The following is a 22,820-nucleotide window of genomic DNA, read 5'->3' on the forward strand; positions in this document are numbered from 1 at the left end:
CGGAAAGGCCGCGGGCACTGCTATGGGTAGGCACAGTGCGCCCGACCCTGACGACTCCCTCGACGAGCCTTCTCGCGACGACGTGGTCGACGAGCCGTCCCGAGGCGACGACGCAGGACATCAGCAGCGGGACGCCGGCGAGGCGGCCGATTACTACTCGGACGCCGACGACTACGCCGACGACGACTACGCGGACGAGGACTACTACTCGGACGAGCGCCACTACCCCGACGACGATGAGCCCTACGCCGACGACGAGCCGTACGCCGCGGGCGACGCGTTCGCCGACAGCACGGCCGACGAGTACCCGGAGTTTCCGCCGCGCCAGGGCGGACCGGCGAGTTCGGAGCCGCCGGCCGAATCCCCCTCGCTGTTTCGCGGCGGGCACCGGGGGCTCGCCGACTGGCGGGGCGGCCATCGCAGCGAGGGCGGTCGCCGCGGCGTCAGCATCGGGGTGATCGTCGCGCTGGTCGCCGTCGTCGTCGTGGTGGGATCGGTGATCCTGTGGAGCTTCTTCGGCGACGTGCTGTCCAAGCGGTCGCACAAGGCGGCCGGCCGTTGCGTCGGCGGTCAAGAGACCGTCGCCGTCGTCGCCGACCCGTCGATCGCCACGTCCGTTCAGGAACTCGCCGAAAGCTACAACAAATCGGCGGGACCGATCGGCGACCGCTGCATGGTGGTCAACGTCAAGCCGGCCGACTCCGACGCCGTGCTCAACGGTTTCATCGGCAAGTGGCCGGCGGAACTGGGCGGCCAGCCGGCGCTGTGGATCCCCGGCAGCTCGATCTCCGCCGCCCGGCTGGCGGGAGCCGCGACTCAGAAGACGATCAGCGAGAGCCATTCACTGGTCAGCTCCCCGGTGGTGCTTGCCGTGCGTCCCGAACTGGCACCGGCCCTCGCCAAGCAGAACTGGGCGACACTGCCCGGGCTGCAGACCAACCCGAATGCGTTGGCGGGGTTGAACTTACCCGCGTGGGGGTCGCTGCGACTGGCGCTGCCGATGGGCGGCAACGGGGACGCATCGTTTCTTGCCGGTGAGGCGGTCGCGGCCGCGTCCGTACCGCCCGGCGCCCCGGTGCCCCAGGGCACCGGCGCGGTGCGCTCCCTGTTGAGCGCGCAACCCAAGCTCACCGACAACTCGTTGACCGAGGCGATGAACACGCTGCTGAAGCCCGGTGACCCGGCGACCGCGCCGGTGCACGCCGTGATCACCACCGAACAGCAGCTGTTCCAGCGCGGCCAATCGCTCCCAGATGCCAAGAGCGCCTTGGCTTCCTGGCTGCCGCCGGGTCCCGCGCCGGTGGCCGACTATCCCACCGTGCTGCTCAGCGGTTCGTGGCTCACGCGCGAACAGGCCACGGCGGCCAGCGAGTTCTCCCGCTTCATGCACAAGCCCGATCAGCTGGCCAAGCTGGCGAAGGCGGGCTTCCGGGTCAACGGGGTCAAAACCCCCAGCAGCCCGGTGACCACCTTCCCGACGCTGCCGTCCACGCTCACGGTCGGCGATGACCCGATGCGCGCCACCCTTGCCGAGGCCATGGCCGCCCCGTCGACCGGGCAGGCCACGACGATCATGCTCGACCAGTCGATGCCCGGCCAGGAAGGCGCGAAGTCCCGGCTGGCGAACGTGATTGCGGCGCTTCAGGACCGGATCAAGGCCCTGCCCGCCAGCGCCGTCGTCGGCCTGTGGACCTTCGACGGTCACGAGGGCCGCTCCGAGGTGGCCAGCGGCCCGCTGGCCGATCCCGTCGGCGGCTCCAGCGGCCAGCCACGCTCGGCGGCGCTATTGGCCGCCCTGGACAAGCAGTACTCCTCGGGCGGCGGCGCGGTGTCGTTCACCACGCTGCGCATGATCTACCAAGACATGCAGGCCAATTACCATGCGGGCCAAACCAATTCGCTTCTGGTGATCACCTCCGGACCCCACACCGACCAAACCCTGGACGGTCCGGGGCTACAGGACTTCATCCGCAAGAGCGCCGACCCGGCCAAGCCGATCGCGGTGAACGTCATCGATTTCGGGGCCGATCCGGACCGATCGACGTGGGAAGCCGTCGCCCAGCTCAGCGGCGGCAGCTACCAGAACATCGCGACGTCGGCGTCCCCCGAGCTCGCGACGGCGGTCAACGCCTTCCTGAGTTAGCCGGCCCGGCGTCGGTCACGATGTGGCCGACGGCGCTGTACACGGAAAACCGGAAAATTAGAACACCGTCTATCCAATCGCGGTCGGCTGTGCCACACTCGTGATAGAACAAACCGTTCTTTCTATCAACGTTGATCCAGGAAGACGCAGCGCAACGATGTCCTCTGCACCGCTGGACGCCGCCGCGACACCGGCCTTGCGCCAGATCGGACCCCGTTCGGCCATCTGGCGGCGCGGGAGCGCCTGGCGCGCCCTGCTCGGCGGCCGCGCGGCGGCGCCCGAGCCTGCCAGCCTCCCCTTCCCACACCGCACCGAATCTCGTTGAGCCGTTGGCGAACCCAGGAAGGCACACCATGGCCCAGCCCCTGCCCACCGACCCGGAGGACGTCCCGGCCGGGCCCGAGCGGCGCGACCGGCGGGCGGACACGGATTCCGCCGACACCTCGTTTCTCGCCGAGGAGATATCGCCGTGGCTGTCCCCCGCCTACGGCGCGGCGAACGTCGTGATGCAGCTGGCGAATGCCGGTGTGGCCTATGGCGTGATGGAAAGCAAGGTGGACAGCGGCAACCTGTACAAGCATCCGTTCAAACGCGCCCGCACCACCTTCACCTACATCGCCGTGGCCATCGCCGGCAACGCGCGGGACCGCCGTGTGTACCGGGAGGCCGTCAACGCCGCACACGCCCAGGTGCGCTCCGGCCCGCAAAGCCCGGTGCGCTACAACGCCTTCGACCCGCAGTTACAGCTGTGGGTCGCCTCCTGCATGGCCGCGGTATTCGAGGACACCCGCAGGCTGCGGGGCGGCCGTTCCCGACGCGACCCCGACACCATCCACCGGGCGGCGTCGGTGTTCGCCACCACATTGCAGGTGCCGCCGGAAATGTGGCCCGCCGACCGCGAAGCCGCCGACCGGTACTGGCAGGAGCAACTCGACCGGCTCGACTTCGACGACCGCATGCGCAGCTACCTGATCGGCATCGCGCGCCTGGATTTTCTGCCCGCCCCCGTCTCGGCGCTGTTCGGCGGGTGGAACCTCTTCATGACGCTCGGGTACCTGCCGCCGCAGCTGCGCGAAAAGCTCGGGTTCGGCTGGACGGCCGCGCAGCAACGCCGGTTCGACCGCTGGCAGCGCCTCCTCGGGGTCCTGGACCTGTTCACGCCGCGGTTCTTGACGCGCCTCGGCGTGCAGGCGGTGGTGTGGGACATGCGTTTGCGGCACCGGATCGGGGCGACCGTCGTGTGACGGCCCACCGACGCGCACAAGGAGGAACGGGATGACGACGACAAGCCGAATCGACCGGCGCGGCAACGCTTCCGCGGCGACGTTCGTGCCCCCCGAAGCGGAATGGAATTCCGCGCACCGGGCGCTGGCCGACGACGTCAGGTGGTTCGCCGGGTCGCCGCTGGCCGCCGCGTTCGGCCGCCTGGCCCTCGACCAGGTCGCGCATCGCGAAATCGCGGCCGCGGTGGACCGCAGCGGACGCTTCGCCGACAACTTCACCGACCGTGGGATCCGCAGTGCGGCGTTCACCGCCCTCGCCGCCTTCGGCGACAGCTCGGACGTGAAGGCGTCGCGGGACGATCTCAAACGGTTGCACCGCGACGTCCGCGGCACGGGAAAGGACTCGTTCAGCGACACGCGCTACAGCGCGCTCAACCCCGAGGTGTGGACCTGGGTGGCCGTGAGCGGTCTCAACCTCTTGTACCAGGGTTACCTGCGGGTGTGCGGGCGTCGCCTCACCCTCGCCGAGAAAGAGGTCGTCTATCAGACCCTGCGTTCGGAACTGCAGTTTCTGGAACTGCCCAGCAAGCAGGGGAAGCTGCCGGCGACCCTGCACGACATGCTCGAACATTACGACGCCGTCGCGGCAAAAGACTTGGCCGACAACGAGTTTCTCCAATTCGCCAATCGCAGCTTCGTCGCCCCGCCGATCCCGAAGCTGCTGGTTTCCCGGCAACTGCGGCCCGTGCTGCAAGTGGTCTGGCCAGTGCTGACCACGCTGGCATCGCGCCCGGTGGTCGTGTGTTCGGCCGCCGTCGCCCACCCCACGATGCGCCGGCTGCTCAAGGTGCGGTGGGGCGCCCGCGAGCAGGTCGAGTTCGTCGTCTACGTCGCCGCGTTGCAGCTGGGCTGGCGATGGTTGCCGCGCCGGCTGACGTTGGAACCCCTGGCCTACAACCGCTACCAATACGAGCGGCTCCGCGACCGCTACCGTTCGGTGCTGCTGGATTCCTTCGCGGCGCCGAACCCCGGCTGATCCGCCGCGCTCGCGAACCTCGCGGCGAATACGCTGAGGTAGCGCAGAATTGACCTGATACCCCAACCGGCTGGAGGGCAGATGGCAGACCCCGCGATGCTGCTCGGCGCGCTGCCCGACGGCCTGGCCAGCCTCGATCCGACCGCCCGCACGATCGTCACCGCGGCACGCACCTGCTTCACCGAGCGCGGATTCTCCAACACCACCATGCAGGACATCGCCGAGGGCGCCGGTGTCGGCGTCGCCACCGTCTACCGCCGGTTTCGGCACAAGCGAAACCTGGTGCGGCTGACCATCATGGACGAATCGCTGCGGCTGAGCACGCTGGTCTCCGAGGTCGCGGGTCGCGCGGGATCACCGGAGGAAGGGATCGCCGAAGTCTTCGCCGCGTTCGTGCACGAGGCCTCCGCCCCCAAGTTGTTGACCCGAAGCATCCGCGAATCGCCCGCCGCCGGGGAGCTGTCCGCCTACCTGACCGACGAGCACCTGATCGCCATGACACGCGGCTACATCGCGACGTGGCTGCGCCGCTGGCAGGGGCGTGGCGAACTGGCCGCCGACCTGGACACCGAGATCGTCGGGGAGATGATCGGGCGCCTGATCATTTCGCTGATCAAGACGCCGGAGTCCGTCATCCCGATCTACAACCCGAACGAGGCCCGCGACTTCGCCCGCCGATACCTGGTGCCGCTGGCGTTGCAGGCCCCGGCGCGAACGCCGAGCTGATCCCGCACCGACACGGCCGTCAGGCGAACGCCTCCACGGGCGGGCACGAGCAGACCAGGTTGCGGTCGCCGTAGGCGCCGTCGATGCGGCGCACCGGCGGCCACACCTTGGGCCGGAAGTCCTTGCCCAGCGGATATGCGGCCTCTTCGCGCGTGTACGGGTGGTCCCACTCGCCGATGACCAGGCAGTCGGCGGTGTGGGGGGCGCCGCGCAGCGGGTTGTCGTCGACGGACCACTCCCCCGCACCCACCCGATCGATCTCGCGGCGAATCGCGATCATGGCCTCGCAGAAGGCGTCGACTTCGGTCAGGGTCTCGCTCTCGGTGGGTTCCACCATCAGCGTGCCCGCCACGGGGAAGCTCATCGTGGGCGCGTGAAAGCCGTAGTCCGCCAGGCGCTTTGCAACGTCGTCCACGGTCACGCCGGTGGCCTTGGTGATGCCGCGCAGGTCCAGGATGCACTCGTGGGCCACCATGCCGTTCTCGCCGGTGTAGAGCACCGGGAAGTACTCGTCGAGGCGACGGGCGATGTAGTTGGCCGAGGTGATCGCCGTCAGCGACGCCGCGCGCAGGCCCTCGGCGCCCATCATCCGGATGTAGGCCCAGCTGATCGGCAGGATCGAGGCGGACCCGTACGGCGCCGAGGACACCGGATGCCCGTGGGGCAGCTCGGGGGCGTGCGGGTGCCCGGGCAGGAACGCCGCCAGATGCGAACGCACGGCCACCGGCCCGACGCCCGGCCCGCCGCCCCCGTGCGGAATGCAGAACGTCTTGTGCAGGTTCAGGTGGCTGACGTCGCCGCCGAACTTCCCCGGCCGCGCGAGGCCGACCAGCGCGTTGAGGTTTGCGCCGTCCACGTAGACCTGGCCCCCCGCGTCGTGCACGGCGGCACAGATGTCGGCGATGTCGTGCTCGTAGACGCCGTGCGTGGACGGGTAGGTGATCATCAGGGTCGACAGCCGCTCCCCGTGTTCGGCCACCTTGGCGCGCAGGTCGTCGAGGTCCACGTCGCCGTTGGAGTGGCAGGCCACCACCACCACCCGCATCCCGGCCAGCGCCGCCGACGCCGCGTTGGTGCCGTGCGCGCTCGACGGGATCAGGCAGATGTCGCGGTGCGGTTCGCCGCGGCTGGCGTGGTAGTCGTGGATGGCCAGCAGGCCGGCGTACTCGCCCTGCGAGCCGGCGTTGGGTTGCAGCGAGACGGCGTCGTAGCCGGTGATGTGCACCAGCCAGGTCTCCAGGTCGCCGATCAGACGCCGCAGCCCGGGGGTGTCGGAGGCCGGCGCGAACGGATGCTGGCGGGCGAATTCCGGCCAGGTGATCGGCTCCATCTCGGCGGCCGCGTTGAGCTTCATCGTGCAGGAGCCGAGCGGAATCATGCTGCGGTCCAAGGCGATATCTTTGTCCGCCAGGGTGCGCAGGTAGCGCATCATCGCCGTCTCGGTGCGGTACTGGGTGAAGGCCGGATGGGTCAGGAACTCCGAGGTGCGGGTGATGATGCCGGCGCACACCGGCTCGGCCGGTTGCACCCCGAAGGCCTCGAGCACCGCGGCGACGTGTTCGTCGGTGGTGACCTCGTCGCAGGCCACCGACACGTGGTCGTCGTCGACGCGCCACAGGTTGATGCCCTTGGCTTTGGCTTCGGCGATCACCTCGGCGGCGCGGCCCGGCACGCGGGCCAGCACGGTGTCGAAGTACTTGTCGTGCACCAGCGCATCACCGAGCGCGGCGGCGATCGCCTCGGCGTGAGCGTGCACGCGGCGCGCGATCGCGGTCAGCCCCTCGGCGCCGTGGTAGCTGGCGTACATCGCGGCCATGACCGCCAGCAGCACCTGCGCGGTGCAGATGTTGCTGGTCGCCTTGTCGCGGCGGATGTGCTGCTCGCGGGTCTGCAGCGCCAGCCGGTAGGCCGGGTTGCCGTCGGCGTCCAGCGAGACCCCCACCAGCCGGCCGGGCAGTTGGCGCGCGTGGTTGGCGTGCACGGCCAGGTAGCCGGCGTGCGGTCCGCCGAAACCCATTGGCACACCGAATCTTTGGGTGGTACCGAAGGCGACGTCGGCGCCGATCTCACCGGGAGGCGTGATCAGCGTGCACGCGAGCAGGTCGGCGCCGATCGCGACCAGCGCGCCGCGGTCGTGGGCCTGCTGGACCAGAGCCGTCCAGTCGGTGACCCGGCCGCCGGCGCCGGGCAGCTGGGCGACGACGCCGAAGAAGTCGCCGTCGGGCAGGCCGTCGGCCAGGTCGGCGGTGACGAGCTCGATGCCCAGCGGCTTGGCGCGGGTGGCCAGGATGGCCGCGGTCTGGGCGAAGACGTCGGCGTCCACGGCCAGCCGGTTGCTCTTGCCGCGGGCTGCGCGGTGCATCAGCGTCATGGCCTCGGCGGCGGCGGTCCCCTCGTCGAGCATGGAGGCGTTGGCGACCTCCAGGCCGGTCAGGTCGGCGACCATCGTCTGGAAGTTCAGCAGCGCCTCGAGCCGGCCCTGGCTGATCTCCGGCTGATACGGCGTGTACGCCGTGTACCAGGCGGGGTTCTCCAAGATGTTGCGCAACAACACCGGCGGCGTGAGTGTGTCGTAGTAGCCCTGACCGATCATGGAGACGGCCACCGTGTTGGCGTCGGCCAACGCCCGCAACTCCGCCAGCGCCTCGGTCTCACTGGCCGGTGCCGGCAGGCGGTCAAGTCCCGGCGCGGCGCCGTTGTCGGCGAGCCGATCCAGGATGCCCGTCGGGACCGCCTTGGCCGCCAGCTCGTCGAGGGAGTCGACACCGATGACGGTGAGCATGGCCGCGATGGCCTGGCTGTCCGGGCCGATGTGCCGGGCGGCGAACGTGGATTGATCGGGCACTGGAAACTCCTGGGTAGGCGGGCGACGACGGATCGAGGCAGAGGACGAACGGCCCTCTCCCTCTGTCTTCACCCTGCGCCGGGCGCCTGAGAGATTCGGCGCCGGATGCTTGTCGCGGGCGCCTTTCCCCATCGGCGGGTGTCGACCGGCCGGGTCGTCACCGCTTTCCAGAGGCATCATTGTTTCGCGCGGTCCGGGTGCCTGAGAGGTTGACGGAGAGGTGTTGCTCCTTCGGCGTCCGTGACTGGCCGTCACGGAACTCTCCCGCTCGAATACGATGCGCGGCCCAGTTTACTCGGCCACGGGTGCGCGCGGTCGCGCTGTCGGGGCGCGCCGTCAGCCGATCTTGCGGTCGCGGTGCTTGCGCCGGGACGCCAGCTCGTCCTCGGGTTCGGCGATCGACTCGCCGCCGTCGGCCCGCTCGCCCGGGAAGTCGGCGATGACGCCGGTCAGCTCGCGCATGGCGCCGGACACGGCGATGCCGAACACGCCCTGCCCGCCCTGGAGCAGGTCGACGACCTCTTCGGCCGACGTGCACTCGTAGACGGTGGTGCCGTCGGAGAACAGGGTGATGTTGGCCAGATCCTGAACACCGCGCTGACGCAGGTGGTCGACCGCGACGCGGATGTTGTGCAGCGAGATGCCGGTGTCGAGCAACCGCTTGACGATCTTGAGAACCAGGATGTCTTTGAACGAGTAGAGCCGCTGGCTTCCGGAGCCCGCCGCGCTGCGGATCGACGGGACCACCAGCGAGGTGCGCGCCCAGTAGTCCAGCTGCCGGTAGGTGATGCCGGCGATCTGGCACGCGCTGGGACCGCGGTAGCCGACGAGTTCGTCGGGCACGGAGTCGTCCGGGAAAAGTCCGGGCTGCACGGGGGGGCCGGCCGCGGTGATGCTGCGGTCGCTACTCGCGTCGGTGCCCTGCTCAGCTAGGTTGAGCTGCTCTTGGCGTGGCTGCTCGCTCACGGTGGTTCCTCTCCGCGATCGCGCTCTCGTCGTTAGCTGCGTTGTTGGCTGCACCGCAGCCACGTCTGCTCAGGCCCGAGTGCTAGTGAGCTTACGCTTTCCGATAGCCGCCGCGCCTGAAGTCGTGATCAAAGTATGGCCGCCCAGGGGCCAACTGGGCGGGCTATCCGCCAGCGTGTCGACATCACGTTGCCAGTTGAGACGGATCCGTGATGTCCCCACCAGGCTAGTCGAGCGCGATCCGCCCGGAGCGCGCTAGGTGGCTTTGAAATCGTCGGGAGACACGCTGTCGAGAAATTCTTTGAACTTCTCCACCTCGTCCTCGCGGACGGCGGTGCCGCCCTCTTCGTCGGTCTCGTCGGGGATCAACAGCCCGGCCTGGGCAAGCACGGGCTCCTCGACGTAGATCGGGACGCCGACGCGCAGCGCTATCGCCACCGAATCCGAGGGCCGCGCCGACACGGTGATGTTGCGGTCGAACACCAGGTCGGCGTAGAAAGTGCCTTCCTGCAGATCGACGATCCTCACCTCTTTCAGCGAATGCCCAAGCGCGGCAATGACATCCCTGATCAGATCGTGCGTCAGCGGACGAGGCGGCTCGACACCCTGCTGCTCGAGGGCGATGGCGGCAGCCTCCGACTGGCCGATCCAGATCGGCAGGTAACGGTCACCGTCGGTTTCGCGCAGCAACAACACCGGCTGGTTTTGCGGCTGCTCTACGCGAATGCCGACAACACGAACCTCACCCATTTGTGTCTGTCCTCCGCATTCGTGGCGCCGGTTGGATTGGCATTTCCAGCGGCGGCGAGGTCAAAAATCCGCCCTACCGCCGAAACCAAGCTGTCGACCGAAGTCTAGTCCTCAGCGATCCAGAACGTCGCGAACGGCGGATTTGATCAACGACGTGTGCAACGTGATGGCCAGCGCCGCAACTTCACGCGCCAAATCGTCGGCGCGATCCCGGGCACCGGCCTTGTTGGCTTTGACTACCGGCCCGGCGATTTGGGCGATCAAATCCGACTGCCGGTCCGCCGCCGACCGGAATGCGCGCAGATGCCGCGGCTCGACGCCGTAGTCCGACAGCGCCCGCGCGCATTGCAGGATCACGACGGCGTGCTCGTCGAAGAAACCCGCGGGCCCGGTGGTGATGACGCCGGCCTTGAGCAAGGCCGTCAGCAGGTCGTCGTCCACGCCCGCACGCGCCAGTAGGTCTTCGCGGCTCAGCCGGACGTGCGTGGCCGCCACCGCCGAGGTGTCCGCTCCCGCGTCCGCGCCGGCGTCCCCGGTTCGGTTCACCGACACCAGGCGCGGGACGGCATAGGAGGTGTTGAACGGCGGTAGCTCGCCGTCGGGCTGGGCGTCCAGTTGCGCCCGGATGACCTTCAACGGCAGGTAGTGATCACGCTGCGCGGTAAGGATGAAGCGCAACCGCGCGCAGTCGTACGCGGTGAACCTCCGGTAACCCGACGCGGCCCGTTGTGGCGTCACCAGCCCCTCGGCCTCCAAGAAGCGAATCTTGGAGATGGTGACATCGGGGAAGTCCGGCCTCAACAATTCCAGGACCGCCCCGATCGACATCCCGGCCAGTGCCGAGCTATCGGGTGCGCTCACTAGCCCGAAGATCCTCCATCCTCACCCTGCTTGGGTCCGGTCAAAAACACCAAGCGGAACTTGCCGATCTGCACTTCGTCGCCGTTGGCCAGCACCGCGGAGTCCACGGGCTCACGGTTGACGTAAGTGCCGTTGAGACTACCAACGTCGACGACGCTGAATTCGTTGTTTTCCAACCTGAATTCGGCGTGGCGGCGGCTGACGGTCACGTCGTCGAGGAAGATGTCGCTGTCCGGGTGCCGGCCCGCCGACGTGGTGGGCTGGTCGAGCAGGAACCGCGATCCCGCGTTGGGACCCCGTTTGACGACCAGCAGCGCCGAACCCGCCGGGAGTCCCTCGACCCCGGATACCGCGCTTTCCGTGCCCGCCTGCGCGGGTGCGTCGAGCTCGTTGAGGAAGTCGGCGCGAAAGACAGAGGTCGTCTCTACCGTGACTTCGTCCGAATTCTGGTCTTGCTGACTTCCTGAGTCCATGTCCGTCACGCGCTGCTCCTCACTGGCCGCTGTGGCGTTGTCTGTCCGGGCCGCTCGGCCGGCCTCCGCACCAGGTCTTGTTGCCCGGTATGCCGGTCTTCAAAAGGTAGATCTGTCGACGGTACCGCGCACCCGCCTGCAATGCGCCCACCACTTGGCGATCCGAAACGTCGGTTCCCCCACGTGCCGGCTGCACCGTCGGCCTCGCCGTGCGAGGCTGCAGGGACATTAGCAATCGTCATTCGGTGAGTGTTCCGCGGTAGGCCTCCGCGTCGAGCAACGACGAAATGGCGGACTCCACTTCGGCGACGTCGGATACCTGCACATCCAGCAACCATCCGGCCCCGTACGGATCGGAGTTGACCAGTTGCGGGCTGCCTTCCAGATCGGTGTTGACGGCCGACACTTTGCCCGAGACCGGGGCGTACAGGTCCGACACCGATTTCGTCGATTCGACCTCGCCGAAGGATTCACCGGCGGTCAGCTCCGCGCCCACGTCGGGCAGCTGAACGAACACGACATCGCCCAACGCCGACTGTGCAAAGTCGGTGATGCCCACCCGCAGTGTGTCATCGCCGCTTCGACGAACCCATTCGTGTTCGGCGGTGTAGCGCAGATCGGGCGGGATATCGCTCACGAGTGATCCTGTCTGTTCGGGAATTGCTCACTTGACGGGCTGAGCGTATTGGTGCGGTTTTGGTTGCCGCAAGGTGGTCACGTCCACCCGGTCGGCCTGCTGGACGGACATCCGCGCCCCGACCCGCTTGACCGTGTCCTGCGCGCCGCCGGGAATGTTCATCGCCGCGGCCAGGGTGGGCGGATCACCAATCGCCAGAATCGAATACGCGGGCGACAGCGTTTTGGAGTCGACGGTCAGCGACCCGGGCGCACCCGCGACCCACGTGTCGACGCCCACGCGCACGGACTGGTGGGCGTCGTTGACCTCGATCGCCTCCGCGCCCGCGGCGCGCAACTCGTTGATCACGTCGAGCATCGCCTCGGGGGAAACCCCCGGCCCGGGGTCCTCGATCGTGACGGTGACGCCGGGCCCCGTGGCGCCCACGGCGCCGACCAGGATGGACAGCGCCACCAGCCGGGATTGGGCGGACTGGATGGCCGCCTGGTCGTTGTTGCCGGACGCCTGCAACGAATTCAGCGTGTTCTCCAGCTCGTTCACCTCGCTGCGGAGTGTGCCCTCGCGCTGCCGCAACGAATCCAGCAGCACCAACAGGTCGGCGGGGCGAGCCGTGTCCAGCGAATCGCCCGATTCGGTCTGGCGGACCTGGGTGACGATGGCGATCCCGAGAAGCAGACACAACAGGACGGCAAGCGTCCCGAAACCCAGGCGGGAGCGGCCGCCGCGCAGCATGCCGGACAACCCGCCGCGGGGGTGTTTCCCGCGCAGTTCGTGACGCCCGTGTGGCGCGGCCTGATCCGGCGCCGCGCCGGCGTCGCGATCCGTCGAGTCCTGGCTCACGCTGAGCTCGCCGGGATCATGGCGCCGCTCCTCTTCATCGCGTCGCTCTGCATCGTCGCCGGCAAGGTCATGGCGTCACGCCCCGAACAGCCGGCGGCGCAGGGCCGCGGCGTTGCCGAAGATGCGGATACCGAGCACGACGATGATGGCCGTCGACAACTGGGTGCCCACCCCCAATTGGTCGCCGACATAGACGATGAGCGCGGCCACGAAGACGTTGAACACGAACGAGATCACGAAGACCTTGGGGTCGAAGATCCGTTCCAGGTAGGCACGCAACCCGCCGAACACGGCGTCGAGCGCCGCCACCACCGCGATCGGCAGATAGGGCTGCACGACTTCGGGCACCGAGGGGTGGAAAACCAGGCCCAGCGCGATGCCGATCGCCAGCGCCGCGATACCGATCATGCTGGGTTTCCCGTCTCGCACAGGCGAAACTGTGTGTTCGGGACTTTTCTCACTATGGCCCAATCTGCTTGGCGAACTTGACATCCCGGACGGATCCGGCGGGCAGCGAAAGACCGTCGGCGATATCCACCGTAACCACCACACCGTAGGAAATCTCCAGCAGCCTCAGGCGCTGCAGCCCCGGGCTGTTGTCGAAGACGTCGCGCATCGACCGCGGCGGCCCGATCGCCAGGATGGTGTACGGACTGCTGGTCGGGTTGTTGTCGACGAGAATCGCGCCGCCGGCCTGCCGGATGGTCACGTTGGGCCCGATCCGCACGCCGCCGACCGAGATCGCCTCGGCGCCGCTGGCCCACAACGAGTTGACCACCAGCTGCAGGTCGCGGTCGAGGATGATCTGCCTGCTGCCGCCGACCCGCTGTTTGGACACGTCGGAAAGGTTCGGGCTCGCGCCCGGATCGGTCACGGTCAACTTCAGGCCGGGACCGATGATCGCCGTGCTGGCGGCCGCCACGCTGAGCGCGTCGAGCCGCTTCAGCAACCGCTGCCCCTCGGCATCGTCGGCCAGCACGCGGCGCTGCACGTCGTCGAGTCGTGTCGAGAGCTGGTTGCGCCGCTGCGCCAGCTGTGTCGCCGAGCCTTCCATCGCCCGCACGTTGCCCAACAGCAGTTGCTGGGCGTCGCGCACCCCGGGGGCGACCGAACGGGCCTGCGCGACCGCGGCGGCGAAGACCGTCGCGATGAGGAGCGCGGCCAGGGCCTGCCACAGCCAGCCGAACGCGCGCTGGCGGCCTTCGGTGGTAGCTCGCTTGGCCGCCGCCGCGGCGTAGCCGGGATCCAGGTGCTCGGACAGCAGCGCGCGCAACAGCGAGGGCACCGGAATCTGTTGCGGCCGGGCCGCCACGTGCGCGCTGTGACCGGCGTTGGGGTCATAGCCGCCGAGCCGGCGGTCCACGTCAGCCATGGTCGGTCGCTTTCGCCACGGCCGGCGGGCGCGACCCGCGATCGACCTTGGGCATGCGGCGCAACACCAGCGTCATCTGGACCGCATACTGCACGAACGCCCACAGGTAGCCGTACAAGCCCCAGATCAGGAAGGCCCACCCGCAGGCGCCCACCACCCGGCTCCACAGCGCGTCCCACGTGCCCAGCAGCACCAGCGGGAAACCCGACATGAGGGCGAACGTCGCGGCCTTGCCGATGTAGGTCACCGGCAGCGCCGAGAGACCGCGACTCCACAGCAGCGGCAGCGTCGCGGCCAGCAGGCCATCGCGTGCGAGCAGGATCGCGACGAACCACCACGGCACGATCCCGCTGAACGCCATCACGACGGGAACGGCGACCATGTAGAGGCGGTCGACGGCGGGGTCGAGCAGCACGCCGAGCCGCGACGACTGATTGAGCAGCCGCGCGATCTTGCCGTCGGCCCAGTCCGAGGCGCCGCTGAACATCAGGATCGCGACCGCCCATCCGTGGGCGTGCGCGACCAGCAAGGCGTAGATGAACACCGGAATGAGCGCCAGGCGGATGGCGCTGAGCGCGTTGGGGACCGTCAGCACCCGGTTGGGCGGAAGCACCGGCTCCATGAGCCGTGACCTTAACGCGACTCCACGCCGAACGCCCGGCTGGGCGCACACTCGAACGCGAACGCCCGGCTGGCCGCACGCTCGGCGAGTGGGTCTAGCGGAACACGCCGGGCAGGCTCAGCGTGGACAGCGTGTCATCCGACAGCGGGTTGTCGTTGACCATGTACGTCCACGTCGACGTCGGCCGCGCCAGCTTGGACAGGTCCAGTCCCGGCTCCTCCTCGAGGACGTTCGCGGTCTCGAAGGTCTGCTGGGCCGCCTCGATCGCGTCGGCGGCCAGCGACGCGAACGCGTCGACGGCCAACCGGTGAAACTCGTCCAGCGGGTTCTGCCGGCCCAGCGCCCGCAGGTGGATGCTCTCGCGGATGTCGGCCAGGTAGGCCAGATGGTCGGCCCAGCCGCGGTCCAGGTGATAGAGCATGATCTGCCGGCAGATCGTCTCGAGGCGTTCTTCGGAGATCTCCTCGGCCAGTTCCTCGTAGCGCTTGGGCGCCAGCTCGGCGAGCTCCTCGCGCGCGGTCGCGGTGCGCAGCAACGTATTTCGCCGATCGACGATGATGGCGCGCTGCTGGGCGATCAACTGGTTGTAGCGCCAGGTGTTCGCGTGCACGTCGAGCATGCGGCCCTCGGCGACCCGCTGGGCGTGGTCGAGGAGCCCGGCCGCCTTGGGGCTGACGATCCGGCCGTCCTCGTCGGTCTCCATCGGCAGTTTGTTGTGGTCCAGGTTGGCCGCCACGACGTCGTCTTCCCAGCTGGAGAAGAACACCGACGACCCCGGGTCGCCCTGCCGCCCGGCGCGGCCCCGCAGCTGGTTGTCCAGCCGCTCGGTGTGGTGCCGGCCGGTGCCCACGACGTGCAGCCCGCCCAGCTCGGCGACGCGGTCGTGGTCGGCCTCGTCGGAGCCGCCGAGCCGGATGTCGGTGCCGCGCCCGGCCATCTGCGTCGACACGGTGACCACGCCGAACTTGCCGGCCTCGGCGATGACCTGGGCCTCCTCGGCGTCGTTCTTCGCGTTGAGCACCACCGCGGGCACGCCGCGGCGCAGCAGCCGTTCGTGCAGGTCCTCGGACTCGGCGACATCGCGGGTGCCGACCAGCACCGGCTGCCCGGTCTCGTGGACGTCGGCGATGTGCGCGACGATCGCGTCGTTCTTGGCCGCGCCGGTGATGTAGACCCGATCGGACTCGTCTTCGCGAATGTTGGGCTTGTTCGGCGGGATCGGCGACACACCGAGCTTGTAGAACTGGCGCAGCTGCTCGCCGGCGGCCAGCGCGGTGCCGGTCATGCCGCACACGGTGGCGTAGCGGTTGATCAGCGCCTGCACGGTGATGGTGTCGAGCACCTCGCCGGTTTCGGTGGTCTCGATGCCCTCCTTGGCCTCGACGGCGGCCTGCAGCCCGTCGGGCCAGCGCTGCAGCTGGGCGATGCGTCCGCGCGAGGAGTTGATCAGGTGCACCGCGTCGTCGCGCACGATGTAGTGCACGTCGCGCTGCAGCAGCACGTGCGCGTGCAGTGCGACGTTGACCTCCGTCAGCGTGGTGCCGACGTGCTCCTCGGAGTACAGGTCGATGCCGCCGAGCGCCTTTTCGACCTTGCGCGCGCCGGCGTCGGTCAGGTGGACGTTGCGGCTGTCGGAGTCCGTGTCGAAATCGGTGTCGGCGTTGAGTTCACCGACCAGCTTGATGATTTCGAGCCGCGGGGTCTCCCGATGCGTGGTTCCCGCCAGCACCAGCGGCACCAGCGCCTCGTCGACCAGCACCGAGTCGGCCTCGTCGATGAGGGCCACGTCGGGGTTGGGCGACACCAGGTCGTCGACGTCGGTCACCAGCTGATCGCGCAGCACGTCGAAGCCGATCTCGTTGACCGAGGCGTAGGTGACGTCGCAGCCGTACGCCGCCCGGCGCTCCTCGCTCGTCGACTCGGCGGTGATCCAGCCGACCGACAGCCCCATGGCTTCGATCAGCGGACCCATCCATTCGGCGTCACGGCGCGCCAGGTAGTCGTTGATCGTCACCACGTGCACGTGCCGCCCGGCGATCGCGTACCCGGCGGCGGCGATCGCGCCGGCCAGGGTCTTGCCCTCGCCGGTGGCCATCTCGATCACGTCGCCGGCCAGCATCCGCAGTGCCCCGAGCAGCTGAACGTCGAACGGACGCAACCCGCTCGCCCGTTCGGCGGCCTCGCGGGCGATGGCGAGGAACTGCGGGATGTCCTCGGATTCGGCGAGGTCCTCGAGGTTGAGCAGCCCGGCCGCCTTGCGCAGCTGCTCGTCGCTCAGACCGGCCGCCTCGCCGTCGTATTCCGAGGAGTCGTTGACCTGGGTGAGCGAGCGGCTGCGGTCCTTTTCGGTGCTGGCGCCGAGCAGCTTCCAAAAGCGGCTGCTCAGCCGGCCGGGTTGAGCGCGGGTCGTCTTAGGCACAGGTCAACGGTACGCGGTGGGCCGCCCCGCCCACTCATCACGCGAGGTTGGATCGGCGTGGATAGGCGATGTCCGGGTCGGTGAGCACGTTGACGACGGCGGGCAGTCCGCTGGCGAAGGCCCGCTCCAGGGCGGGCCGCAGCTCGCCGGGTGCGGCCACCAGCTCGCCGTGGGCGCCCAGGGCGCGCGCCACCTCGTCGTAGCGGGTCCCCGGGCGCAGTTCGGCCACCACCGAATAGCCGTACAACGCTTCCATCGGGTGCTTTTCCAGGCCCCAGATGCCGTTGTTGCCGATCACGGACACGACGGGCACGTTGTGCCGGACCAGCGTGTCCCATTCCATGCCGCTGAAGCCGAACGCGCCGTCGCCCTGCAGCAGCACCACCTGGCGCTGCGGCCGGGCCAGCTTGGCGGCCAGGGCGTAGCCGGGCCCAGAACCCAGGCAGCCGAAGGGGCCGCTGTCCAGCCAGCACCCCGGCAGGTAGCTGTCGATCACCCGGCCGGCGTAGGAGCCGAAGTCGCCGGCATCGATGACGACGATGGCGTCGCGGTCCAGCATGGGCGCCAACTCCGCGTACACCCGCATGGGGTGCAGCGGGACGCGGTCGTCGGCGAGCTCGGCGTTCTCCTTGGCGCGCGCGGCGGTCTCGGCCGCCCGGAGTTCCTCGACCCAGTCTCGGTGCCCGGTGCCCCCGGCGGTGGCCAGCGCCGCCAAGATCGTCAGCAGGTCACCGTAGAGCTCGGCCTGCACCGGCCGCGGATGGCGGCGCTCGGGTTGGACACGGTCGACCACGACGAGCTGGGTCTGTTGCCCGAACACCGCGCCGAAGCCGAGGCGGAAATCCATCGGCACGCCGACGATCAGCGCAACGTCGGCCTCCCCCAACGCTTTTCCGCGAACCCGGGAGAACGCCAACGGGTGGTCGGCCGGGACCGCGCCGCGGGCCATCCCGTTCATCAGCACCGGAATCTGGAGTTCCTCCGCCAGGCGCAGCAGTGCGGCTTCGCCGTGTCCCCACCACACGTTGGTGCCGGCCATGATCACCGGGCGCTTCGCCGCGGCCAGGAGACCGACGGCCCGGGTCAGCGCCTGGTCATCGGGTGCGGGTCCCGGCGGCACGTCGATAAGCGCCCCGGGGCGCGGGTCGTCGTCCGACATGGAGAACACGTGGTCCATCGGGAAGTCGACGAATCCCACGCCCGACGGCGCGCCGACCGCGGCGCGCAACGCGTCATCGACGAGCCGCCCGGCGTCGGCCGCCGATTGCGCGGTGGCGGCGAAGCGGGCCAGCGGCGCGACGAACGGCACGTGGTCTATCTCCTGCGGCGAGCCCATCCCCCAGCGCTGGGCCGGCGCCCGGCCGCCCAGCACCACGAGGGGCGACTGGTTCTGCTGCGCCGCCGCCATCGCGCTCATCCCGTTGGTGACGCCCGGCCCCGCGGTCAGCGCCGCCACGCCCGGGACCCTGGTCACCTTCGACCAGCCCTCGGCGGCGAAGGTCGCGGTCTGTTCGTGGCGGGTGTCGATCAGCCGGATACCCTCGTCGCGGCAGCCGTCGTAGATCGAGAACAGGTGACCGCCGGACAGCGTGAAGACGGTGTCGATTCCGCTGGCTTTGAGCCGGCGCGCGACGAGTCGGCCGGCATGTACGGTCTGGCTGGACGGAGCGTCGATGCTCATCTGCGCAGCCTATCGACAACCGCTCGGGTAGCTTGCGGGCTCGGGTAGCTTGCGGGGAAGTGCCGACCTCAGAAGGAGACGCCGAAATTGGACTCGAAGCTCTTCAAACCGTCCATTGATTGGTCGTCGGCATTTCAGGACTCCCTGCGGTGGCTCGCCATCGCGTGGGTCATCGGTGCCGTCTGTCTCCTGGCCGCGCTGGTCGCCGCCAGGTACCTGACCCCGTGGGGCCGTCAATTCTGGCGGATCACGCGCGGCTACTTCGTCGGGCCGACCAGCGTCAAGGCGTGGCTGGGACTCGGTGTGCTGCTACTGCTGGTGCTGTTCTCGGTCCGGCTCAACGTGCTGTTCAGCTATCAGAGCAACGACATGTACACGGCTTTGCAGGTGGCACTCAAGGGGCTCGCCACGGGCAACGAGGAAGTCAAACACTCCGGGATCCACAACTTTTGGGTCTCGCTCGGGATTTTCATCCTGCTGGCGGCCATCTTCATCGCCCGGGTGATCCTCGACATCTATTTGACGCAGCGGTTCATCATCGCCTGGCGCATGTGGCTGACGGGCCATCTCACCGACGACTGGCTCGCGGGCCGGGCCTATTACCGGGATCTGTTCATCGACAAGACGATTGACAACCCCGATCAGCGCATCCAACAGGATATCGACATCTTCACCGCGGGGGTGGGCGGCACCCCGAACATCCCGTCCAACGGGACGACCAGCACCCTGCTGTTCGGTGCCGTCAACGCGGTGGCATCGGTGATCTCGTTCGCCGCGATCCTGTGGAACCTGTCCGGGGACTTCAATCTCTTCGGTGTGAACGTGCCGCGTGCGATGTTCTGGACCGTCCTGGTCTATGTCTTGATCGTGACGGTGGTCGCGATTTGGCTTGGGCGCCCGCTGATTTGGCTGAGCTTCAACAACGAGAAACTCAACGCCGCATTCCGTTACGCCCTGGTGCGGTTGCGCGACGCCGCGGAGGCGGTGGGCTTCTACCGTGGCGAGCGCGTCGAACGTAGCCAATTGTGGCGGCGCTTCACGCCGATCATCGACAACTACCGCAGGTACGTCCGCCGGACCATCATCTTCAACGGATGGAACTGGTCGGCGACGCAGACCATCATTCCGCTGCCGTTGGCGATTCAGGCGCCGCGCCTGTTCACCGGGGAGATCGCCTTCGGCGATGTTACCCAGACCGCGCAGGCGTTCGGCAACATCAACGACTCACTGTCGTTCTTCCGCAACAACTATGACGCGTTCGCGGCCTTCCGGGCGGCGATCATCCGGTTGCACGGCCTCGTCGACGCCAACGACAAGGGGCGCGCGCTGCCCACCATTCTCGTCAAACCCAGCGAGGAGACCGCCGTCGAACTGCGCGGCATCGAGGTGCGCACGCCGGAGGGCGACCAGCTGGTCGACTCTTTGGACATCCAGCTCGACCTGGGCGACAGCCTGGTGATCACCGGACGCTCCGGAGCGGGCAAGACGACGCTGCTGCGCAGCCTGGCCGAATTGTGGCCGTACGCCTCGGGAACGCTGTGCCGTCCGGATGGCGACAACGAGACGATGTTCTTGTCGCAGTTGCCATATGTGCCGCTCGGCACGTTGCGCACCGTCGTATGTTACCCGAATTCGCCGGACGGCGTCGCCGATGACCAACTGCGCGACGTGCTCACCAAGGTTGTTCTGGCGCCGCTCATCAGCCGGTTGGACGAGGAGCAGGACTGGGCCAAAGTGCTGTCCCCCGGCGAGCAGCAGCGCGTCGCGTTCGCGCGCGTCCTGCTCACCCGGCCGAAGGCGGTCTTCCTCGACGAGGCGACCTCCGCGCTGGACGGCGGCCTGGAATACGCGCTGTACCAACTGGTTCGGGCGGAGCTGCCGGAATGCGTGCTCGTGAGCGTGAGCCATCGGCCCGCCGTCGAGCAGCACCACGAGCAGCAGCTGCACCTGCTCGGCGGCGGCGCGTGGCAGCTGGGGCCGGTCGAAAAGGAGCCCGCGCAGGTCTAGCGCCTACGCTGCCCCGGGCCCGCCGCGCCGCGTGCGCTCCGGCGCTGGGTCGTCGCGCGCCTACGCTCCCCCGGCCCGCCGCGCCGCGTGCGCTCCGGCGCTGGGTCGTCGCGCGCCTACGCTCCCCCGGCGCGCCGCGCCGCGTGCGCTCCGGCGCGGCGCCCGAAGAACGAACCCTCACCCAGCTGTGTCCCGCTGGCGTAACCCTTGCCGTCCTGGGCGAGGTTGGACGCGCAGGCGCCGGCGGCATACAGGCCGGGCACCACGGTGCCGTCATCCCGTTGCACCTCACCGTCGACGGTCACCGCGAGGCCGCCGATCGTGAAGCCCGAGTACATCGCGCGCCCGAGCGACAAATCGAACACCGCCCACGGCCCATTGTCTTGCGGCGCAAGGAATTCCGGCTGCTTGTGGAAATCGGGATCCTCACCGGCGGCGGCGAATTCGTTGTAGCGGTCCAGCGTGGCCGCGAGGTTGCCAGCCGGGATGCCAAGCGCGGCTTCCATTTCCGCGATCGTCTCGTAGCCATCGAGGAAACGGATCAGCGGCATCGCCGGCATCTCGGTGTGCGCCTCGTCGACGATCAGGTAGGCGGTCTGCTCCGGCTGCTCGAGCACGAACGCCGACGTGCGCGAATGGTAGGAGTCCTCGGCGACGAAGCGCTTGCCCTCCTTGTTGACGATGACACCGGTCAGCAGGACTTCGGGCGGGTAGGCCGCCGCGGTGATGAACAGCTCGTCCATGTGCTTGGTGGCCCCGCCCGCGGAGACCCCCATCCGGATGGACAGCCCGTCGTCGTTGGGGTTGCCCAGGATGTAGGGCGCCGCCAGCCCGTGATGCTTGGTGCGCCGCGGCTGGCCCAAAGCGGGAGTGTGCTCGGCGACCATCTCCGGATTCATCGCGAAGCCACCGGCCGCGATGATGACGGCCTTGGCCTTGATGGCGCCCGTTTCGGTGAAGTGCTTCCAGGCGACGCCGACCACGGCGCCGTCGTCGTCCAGGATCAGATTGGTCGCCCCGGTCTCGTAGCGGGTCTGCACGCCCAGGGCGTCGGCGCGTTTCACCAGCAGGTCGATGACCATGGCCGCGCCGCCCAGCTCGCCGGGGACCGGCACGGAGTGCCCGCGCGGCGCCGGCTTGGCCCGCTCGCAGAAGGGCCACACCTTTTCGTTGCCCGTGTAGCTGAGGCCCTCGGTGCCCGGCGGCACGACGACTTTGCCCGGGTAGTAGCTGCGCTCGAACTGAAAGCCCAAGTCTTCCAGCCAGTTGAAATGCTCGACGCTGCCGTCGCAGTAGGCGCGGATCTTGTCGAGTTCGGGCTCACGCGACACCTCGACGAGGTACTTGTACATCTCCTCGGCGGAGTCGTCCTGACCGGTCGCCTGCTGCACCGCGGTCCCGCCGCCGAGGTAAAAGTGCCCTCCGGCAAGGGAAGTGGTTCCGCCGGCCGCGGCCGCGCGTTCGAGCACGAGCACCCGCGCCCCTTCGGCCGCCGCACTGACCGCGGCGCAGCCGCCGGCGATGCCGAAGCCGATCACCAACACGTCGACCTCGTCGGACCACGACGTCACGTCGTTGGCGCTGACTGTTGGCGGTATCTCGGTGCTCATTGGCGCCACTCCTCCTCATCGCTGCGCTCTGCATCGTCGCCGGCGCTAGTCATCGCCGCTGCTCCTGTTTGATGTAGTCGTAAAACGCCCTCATTTCGGGCGCGATGTATGCGAACTCCACAAACGGCACTCCCGCCTGCGGCGCCGCGACGTAGGCGAATTGGATTCCGCCGGGCATCACGCCTTGCTGCACGACCGCGGCGCCCCGCTCAGCGGCCTGGACCAGCGCCGCCTCGAATTGCTCGGGGCTTTCGGCCTCCATGCAGATGTGGTGCAAACCGGCCCCGCACTCGCGCAAAAAGTCACTATAGATGTTCTCGCCCCGCACCGGTTGGATCAGCTCCAGCTGCATGTCGCCGAGATAGCTCAGGGAGATGCTGGCGATGAAATCGGCGGGCTTGCCGTGATAGCTGCAGGCGTCCGGAGCAAAGTGCACGTCGGGGATGCGCACCCACTTCCTGACGCCTAACAGGCCGGTGAGCGCCGTTTCTGTCGCGTCGAGGTCGGTGGTAACCCAGGCGATCTGCGTCGGCGACTCGAGAAGAGGGGTCATCGTCTCGCACAATAGTCCAGCCGCCGGGCCGCCAGAAAGGGGCCGAACGACTTTGC

The 22,820-nt window shown here is 68.6% G+C and carries 19 protein-coding genes and 1 riboswitch; of the genes, 5 read left to right on the plus strand and 14 right to left on the minus strand.

Annotated elements, in window-relative coordinates; translation table 11 throughout:
- Positions 1–22 precede the first annotated feature (22 nt).
- From K883_RS21260 to K883_RS21275, 4 genes are all read left to right on the plus strand, one after another.
- A complete protein-coding gene (locus tag K883_RS21260; RefSeq protein ID WP_020822593.1) occupies positions 23–2,143 on the plus strand; it encodes a substrate-binding domain-containing protein in 2,121 nt (706 codons plus the stop codon).
- A 353-nt stretch (positions 2,144–2,496) separates the two neighbouring features.
- Entirely contained in the window at positions 2,497–3,387 is an 891-nt protein-coding gene (locus tag K883_RS21265) for an oxygenase MpaB family protein (protein WP_020822594.1), read from the plus strand.
- Positions 3,388–3,418: 31 nt separating this feature from the next.
- Positions 3,419–4,402, plus strand: coding sequence for an oxygenase MpaB family protein (locus K883_RS21270; RefSeq protein ID WP_020822595.1), 984 nt, complete (start codon positions 3,419–3,421; stop codon positions 4,400–4,402).
- A gap of 81 nt (positions 4,403–4,483) precedes the next feature.
- Positions 4,484–5,128, plus strand: a complete 645-nt coding sequence (locus tag K883_RS21275) for a TetR/AcrR family transcriptional regulator (protein WP_036455784.1) — start codon at positions 4,484–4,486, stop codon at positions 5,126–5,128.
- Between the two features lie 19 nt (positions 5,129–5,147).
- On the opposite strand, the gene gcvP is transcribed toward K883_RS21275, so the two are convergent.
- From gcvP to K883_RS21335, 12 genes are all read right to left on the minus strand, one after another.
- Entirely contained in the window at positions 5,148–7,973 is a 2,826-nt protein-coding gene (gcvP, locus tag K883_RS21280; protein ID WP_020822597.1) for an aminomethyl-transferring glycine dehydrogenase, read from the minus strand.
- Between the two features lie 179 nt (positions 7,974–8,152).
- Positions 8,153–8,250, minus strand: a riboswitch (glycine riboswitch).
- Positions 8,251–8,309: 59 nt separating this feature from the next.
- Positions 8,310–8,939, minus strand: a complete 630-nt coding sequence (locus tag K883_RS21285; protein WP_008256979.1) for a MerR family transcriptional regulator — start codon at positions 8,937–8,939, stop codon at positions 8,310–8,312.
- Between the two features lie 255 nt (positions 8,940–9,194).
- Positions 9,195–9,689 carry a bifunctional nuclease family protein gene (locus K883_RS21290; protein ID WP_008256980.1) on the minus strand — a complete coding sequence of 165 codons (495 nt, stop codon included), beginning with the start codon at positions 9,687–9,689 and terminating at the stop codon, positions 9,195–9,197.
- A 111-nt stretch (positions 9,690–9,800) separates the two neighbouring features.
- The gene (locus K883_RS21295) at positions 9,801–10,550 is read right to left on the minus strand and encodes a transcriptional regulator FtsR (RefSeq protein WP_020822598.1); all 750 of its coding nucleotides are present in this window, start codon (positions 10,548–10,550) and stop codon (positions 9,801–9,803) included.
- Complete coding sequence (gene garA, locus K883_RS21300) at positions 10,550–11,023, minus strand: glycogen accumulation regulator GarA (protein ID WP_014382626.1); 474 nt, start codon at positions 11,021–11,023, stop codon at positions 10,550–10,552. Before garA ends, K883_RS21295 begins: the two co-directional genes overlap by 1 nt.
- Positions 11,024–11,261: 238 nt before the next feature.
- A complete protein-coding gene (gene gcvH, locus K883_RS21305; RefSeq protein ID WP_008256987.1) occupies positions 11,262–11,660 on the minus strand; it encodes a glycine cleavage system protein GcvH in 399 nt (132 codons plus the stop codon).
- 27 nt (positions 11,661–11,687) lie between these two features.
- Positions 11,688–12,392 carry a DUF881 domain-containing protein gene (locus K883_RS21310; RefSeq protein ID WP_369798926.1) on the minus strand — a complete coding sequence of 235 codons (705 nt, stop codon included), beginning with the start codon at positions 12,390–12,392 and terminating at the stop codon, positions 11,688–11,690.
- 183 nt (positions 12,393–12,575) lie between these two features.
- The gene (locus K883_RS21315; protein WP_008256991.1) at positions 12,576–12,908 is read right to left on the minus strand and encodes a small basic family protein; all 333 of its coding nucleotides are present in this window, start codon (positions 12,906–12,908) and stop codon (positions 12,576–12,578) included.
- 52 nt (positions 12,909–12,960) lie between these two features.
- A complete protein-coding gene (locus K883_RS21320) occupies positions 12,961–13,872 on the minus strand; it encodes a DUF881 domain-containing protein (protein ID WP_036455786.1) in 912 nt (303 codons plus the stop codon).
- Positions 13,865–14,494: a CDP-alcohol phosphatidyltransferase family protein gene (locus K883_RS21325; protein WP_014711692.1), complete on the minus strand. Its 630-nt coding sequence runs from the start codon at positions 14,492–14,494 to the stop codon at positions 13,865–13,867. The genes K883_RS21320 and K883_RS21325 overlap by 8 nt, the downstream gene beginning before the upstream one ends.
- Before the next feature lie 94 nt (positions 14,495–14,588).
- Positions 14,589–16,913, minus strand: a complete 2,325-nt coding sequence (secA2, locus tag K883_RS21330) for an accessory Sec system translocase SecA2 (protein WP_020822601.1) — start codon at positions 16,911–16,913, stop codon at positions 14,589–14,591.
- Positions 16,914–16,950: 37 nt separating this feature from the next.
- Entirely contained in the window at positions 16,951–18,594 is a 1,644-nt protein-coding gene (locus K883_RS21335; protein ID WP_020822602.1) for an acetolactate synthase, read from the minus strand.
- An 87-nt stretch (positions 18,595–18,681) separates the two neighbouring features.
- Here K883_RS21335 and K883_RS21340 point away from each other — a divergent pair, with 87 nt between their 5' ends.
- Entirely contained in the window at positions 18,682–20,601 is a 1,920-nt protein-coding gene (locus K883_RS21340) for an ABC transporter ATP-binding protein/permease (RefSeq protein WP_020822603.1), read from the plus strand.
- A 116-nt stretch (positions 20,602–20,717) separates the two neighbouring features.
- Here K883_RS21340 and K883_RS21345 read toward each other — a convergent pair whose 3' ends face one another.
- The gene (locus tag K883_RS21345; RefSeq protein WP_008257003.1) at positions 20,718–22,211 is read right to left on the minus strand and encodes an FAD-binding protein; all 1,494 of its coding nucleotides are present in this window, start codon (positions 22,209–22,211) and stop codon (positions 20,718–20,720) included.
- A gap of 49 nt (positions 22,212–22,260) precedes the next feature.
- On the minus strand, positions 22,261–22,764 hold the full coding sequence (locus K883_RS21350) for a VOC family protein (RefSeq protein ID WP_009957622.1): 504 nt from the start codon (positions 22,762–22,764) through the stop codon (positions 22,261–22,263).
- Positions 22,765–22,820 lie beyond the last annotated feature (56 nt).

Origin of the sequence: Mycobacterium sp. TKK-01-0059, assembly GCF_000709305.1 — a bacterium.
In the GTDB taxonomy this organism is placed as follows: domain Bacteria; phylum Actinomycetota; class Actinomycetes; order Mycobacteriales; family Mycobacteriaceae; genus Mycobacterium; species Mycobacterium intracellulare.

Coding starts and splice junctions, on each gene's coding strand:
- K883_RS21260 (WP_020822593.1), top strand. CDS start 23: ATGGGTAGGCACAGTGCGCCCGACCCTGACGACTCCCTCGACGAGCCT.
- K883_RS21265 (WP_020822594.1), top strand. CDS start 2,497: ATGGCCCAGCCCCTGCCCACCGACCCGGAGGACGTCCCGGCCGGGCCC.
- K883_RS21270 (WP_020822595.1), top strand. CDS start 3,419: ATGACGACGACAAGCCGAATCGACCGGCGCGGCAACGCTTCCGCGGCG.
- K883_RS21275 (WP_036455784.1), top strand. CDS start 4,484: ATGGCAGACCCCGCGATGCTGCTCGGCGCGCTGCCCGACGGCCTGGCC.
- K883_RS21290 (WP_008256980.1), bottom strand. CDS start 9,689: ATGGGTGAGGTTCGTGTTGTCGGCATTCGCGTAGAGCAGCCGCAAAAC.
- garA (WP_014382626.1), bottom strand. CDS start 11,023: ATGGACTCAGGAAGTCAGCAAGACCAGAATTCGGACGAAGTCACGGTA.
- K883_RS21310 (WP_369798926.1), bottom strand. CDS start 12,392: ATGCTGCGCGGCGGCCGCTCCCGCCTGGGTTTCGGGACGCTTGCCGTC.
- K883_RS21315 (WP_008256991.1), bottom strand. CDS start 12,908: ATGATCGGTATCGCGGCGCTGGCGATCGGCATCGCGCTGGGCCTGGTT.
- K883_RS21320 (WP_036455786.1), bottom strand. CDS start 13,872: ATGGCTGACGTGGACCGCCGGCTCGGCGGCTATGACCCCAACGCCGGT.
- K883_RS21325 (WP_014711692.1), bottom strand. CDS start 14,494: ATGGAGCCGGTGCTTCCGCCCAACCGGGTGCTGACGGTCCCCAACGCG.
- K883_RS21335 (WP_020822602.1), bottom strand. CDS start 18,594: ATGAGCATCGACGCTCCGTCCAGCCAGACCGTACATGCCGGCCGACTC.
- K883_RS21345 (WP_008257003.1), bottom strand. CDS start 22,211: ATGAGCACCGAGATACCGCCAACAGTCAGCGCCAACGACGTGACGTCG.
- K883_RS21350 (WP_009957622.1), bottom strand. CDS start 22,764: ATGACCCCTCTTCTCGAGTCGCCGACGCAGATCGCCTGGGTTACCACC.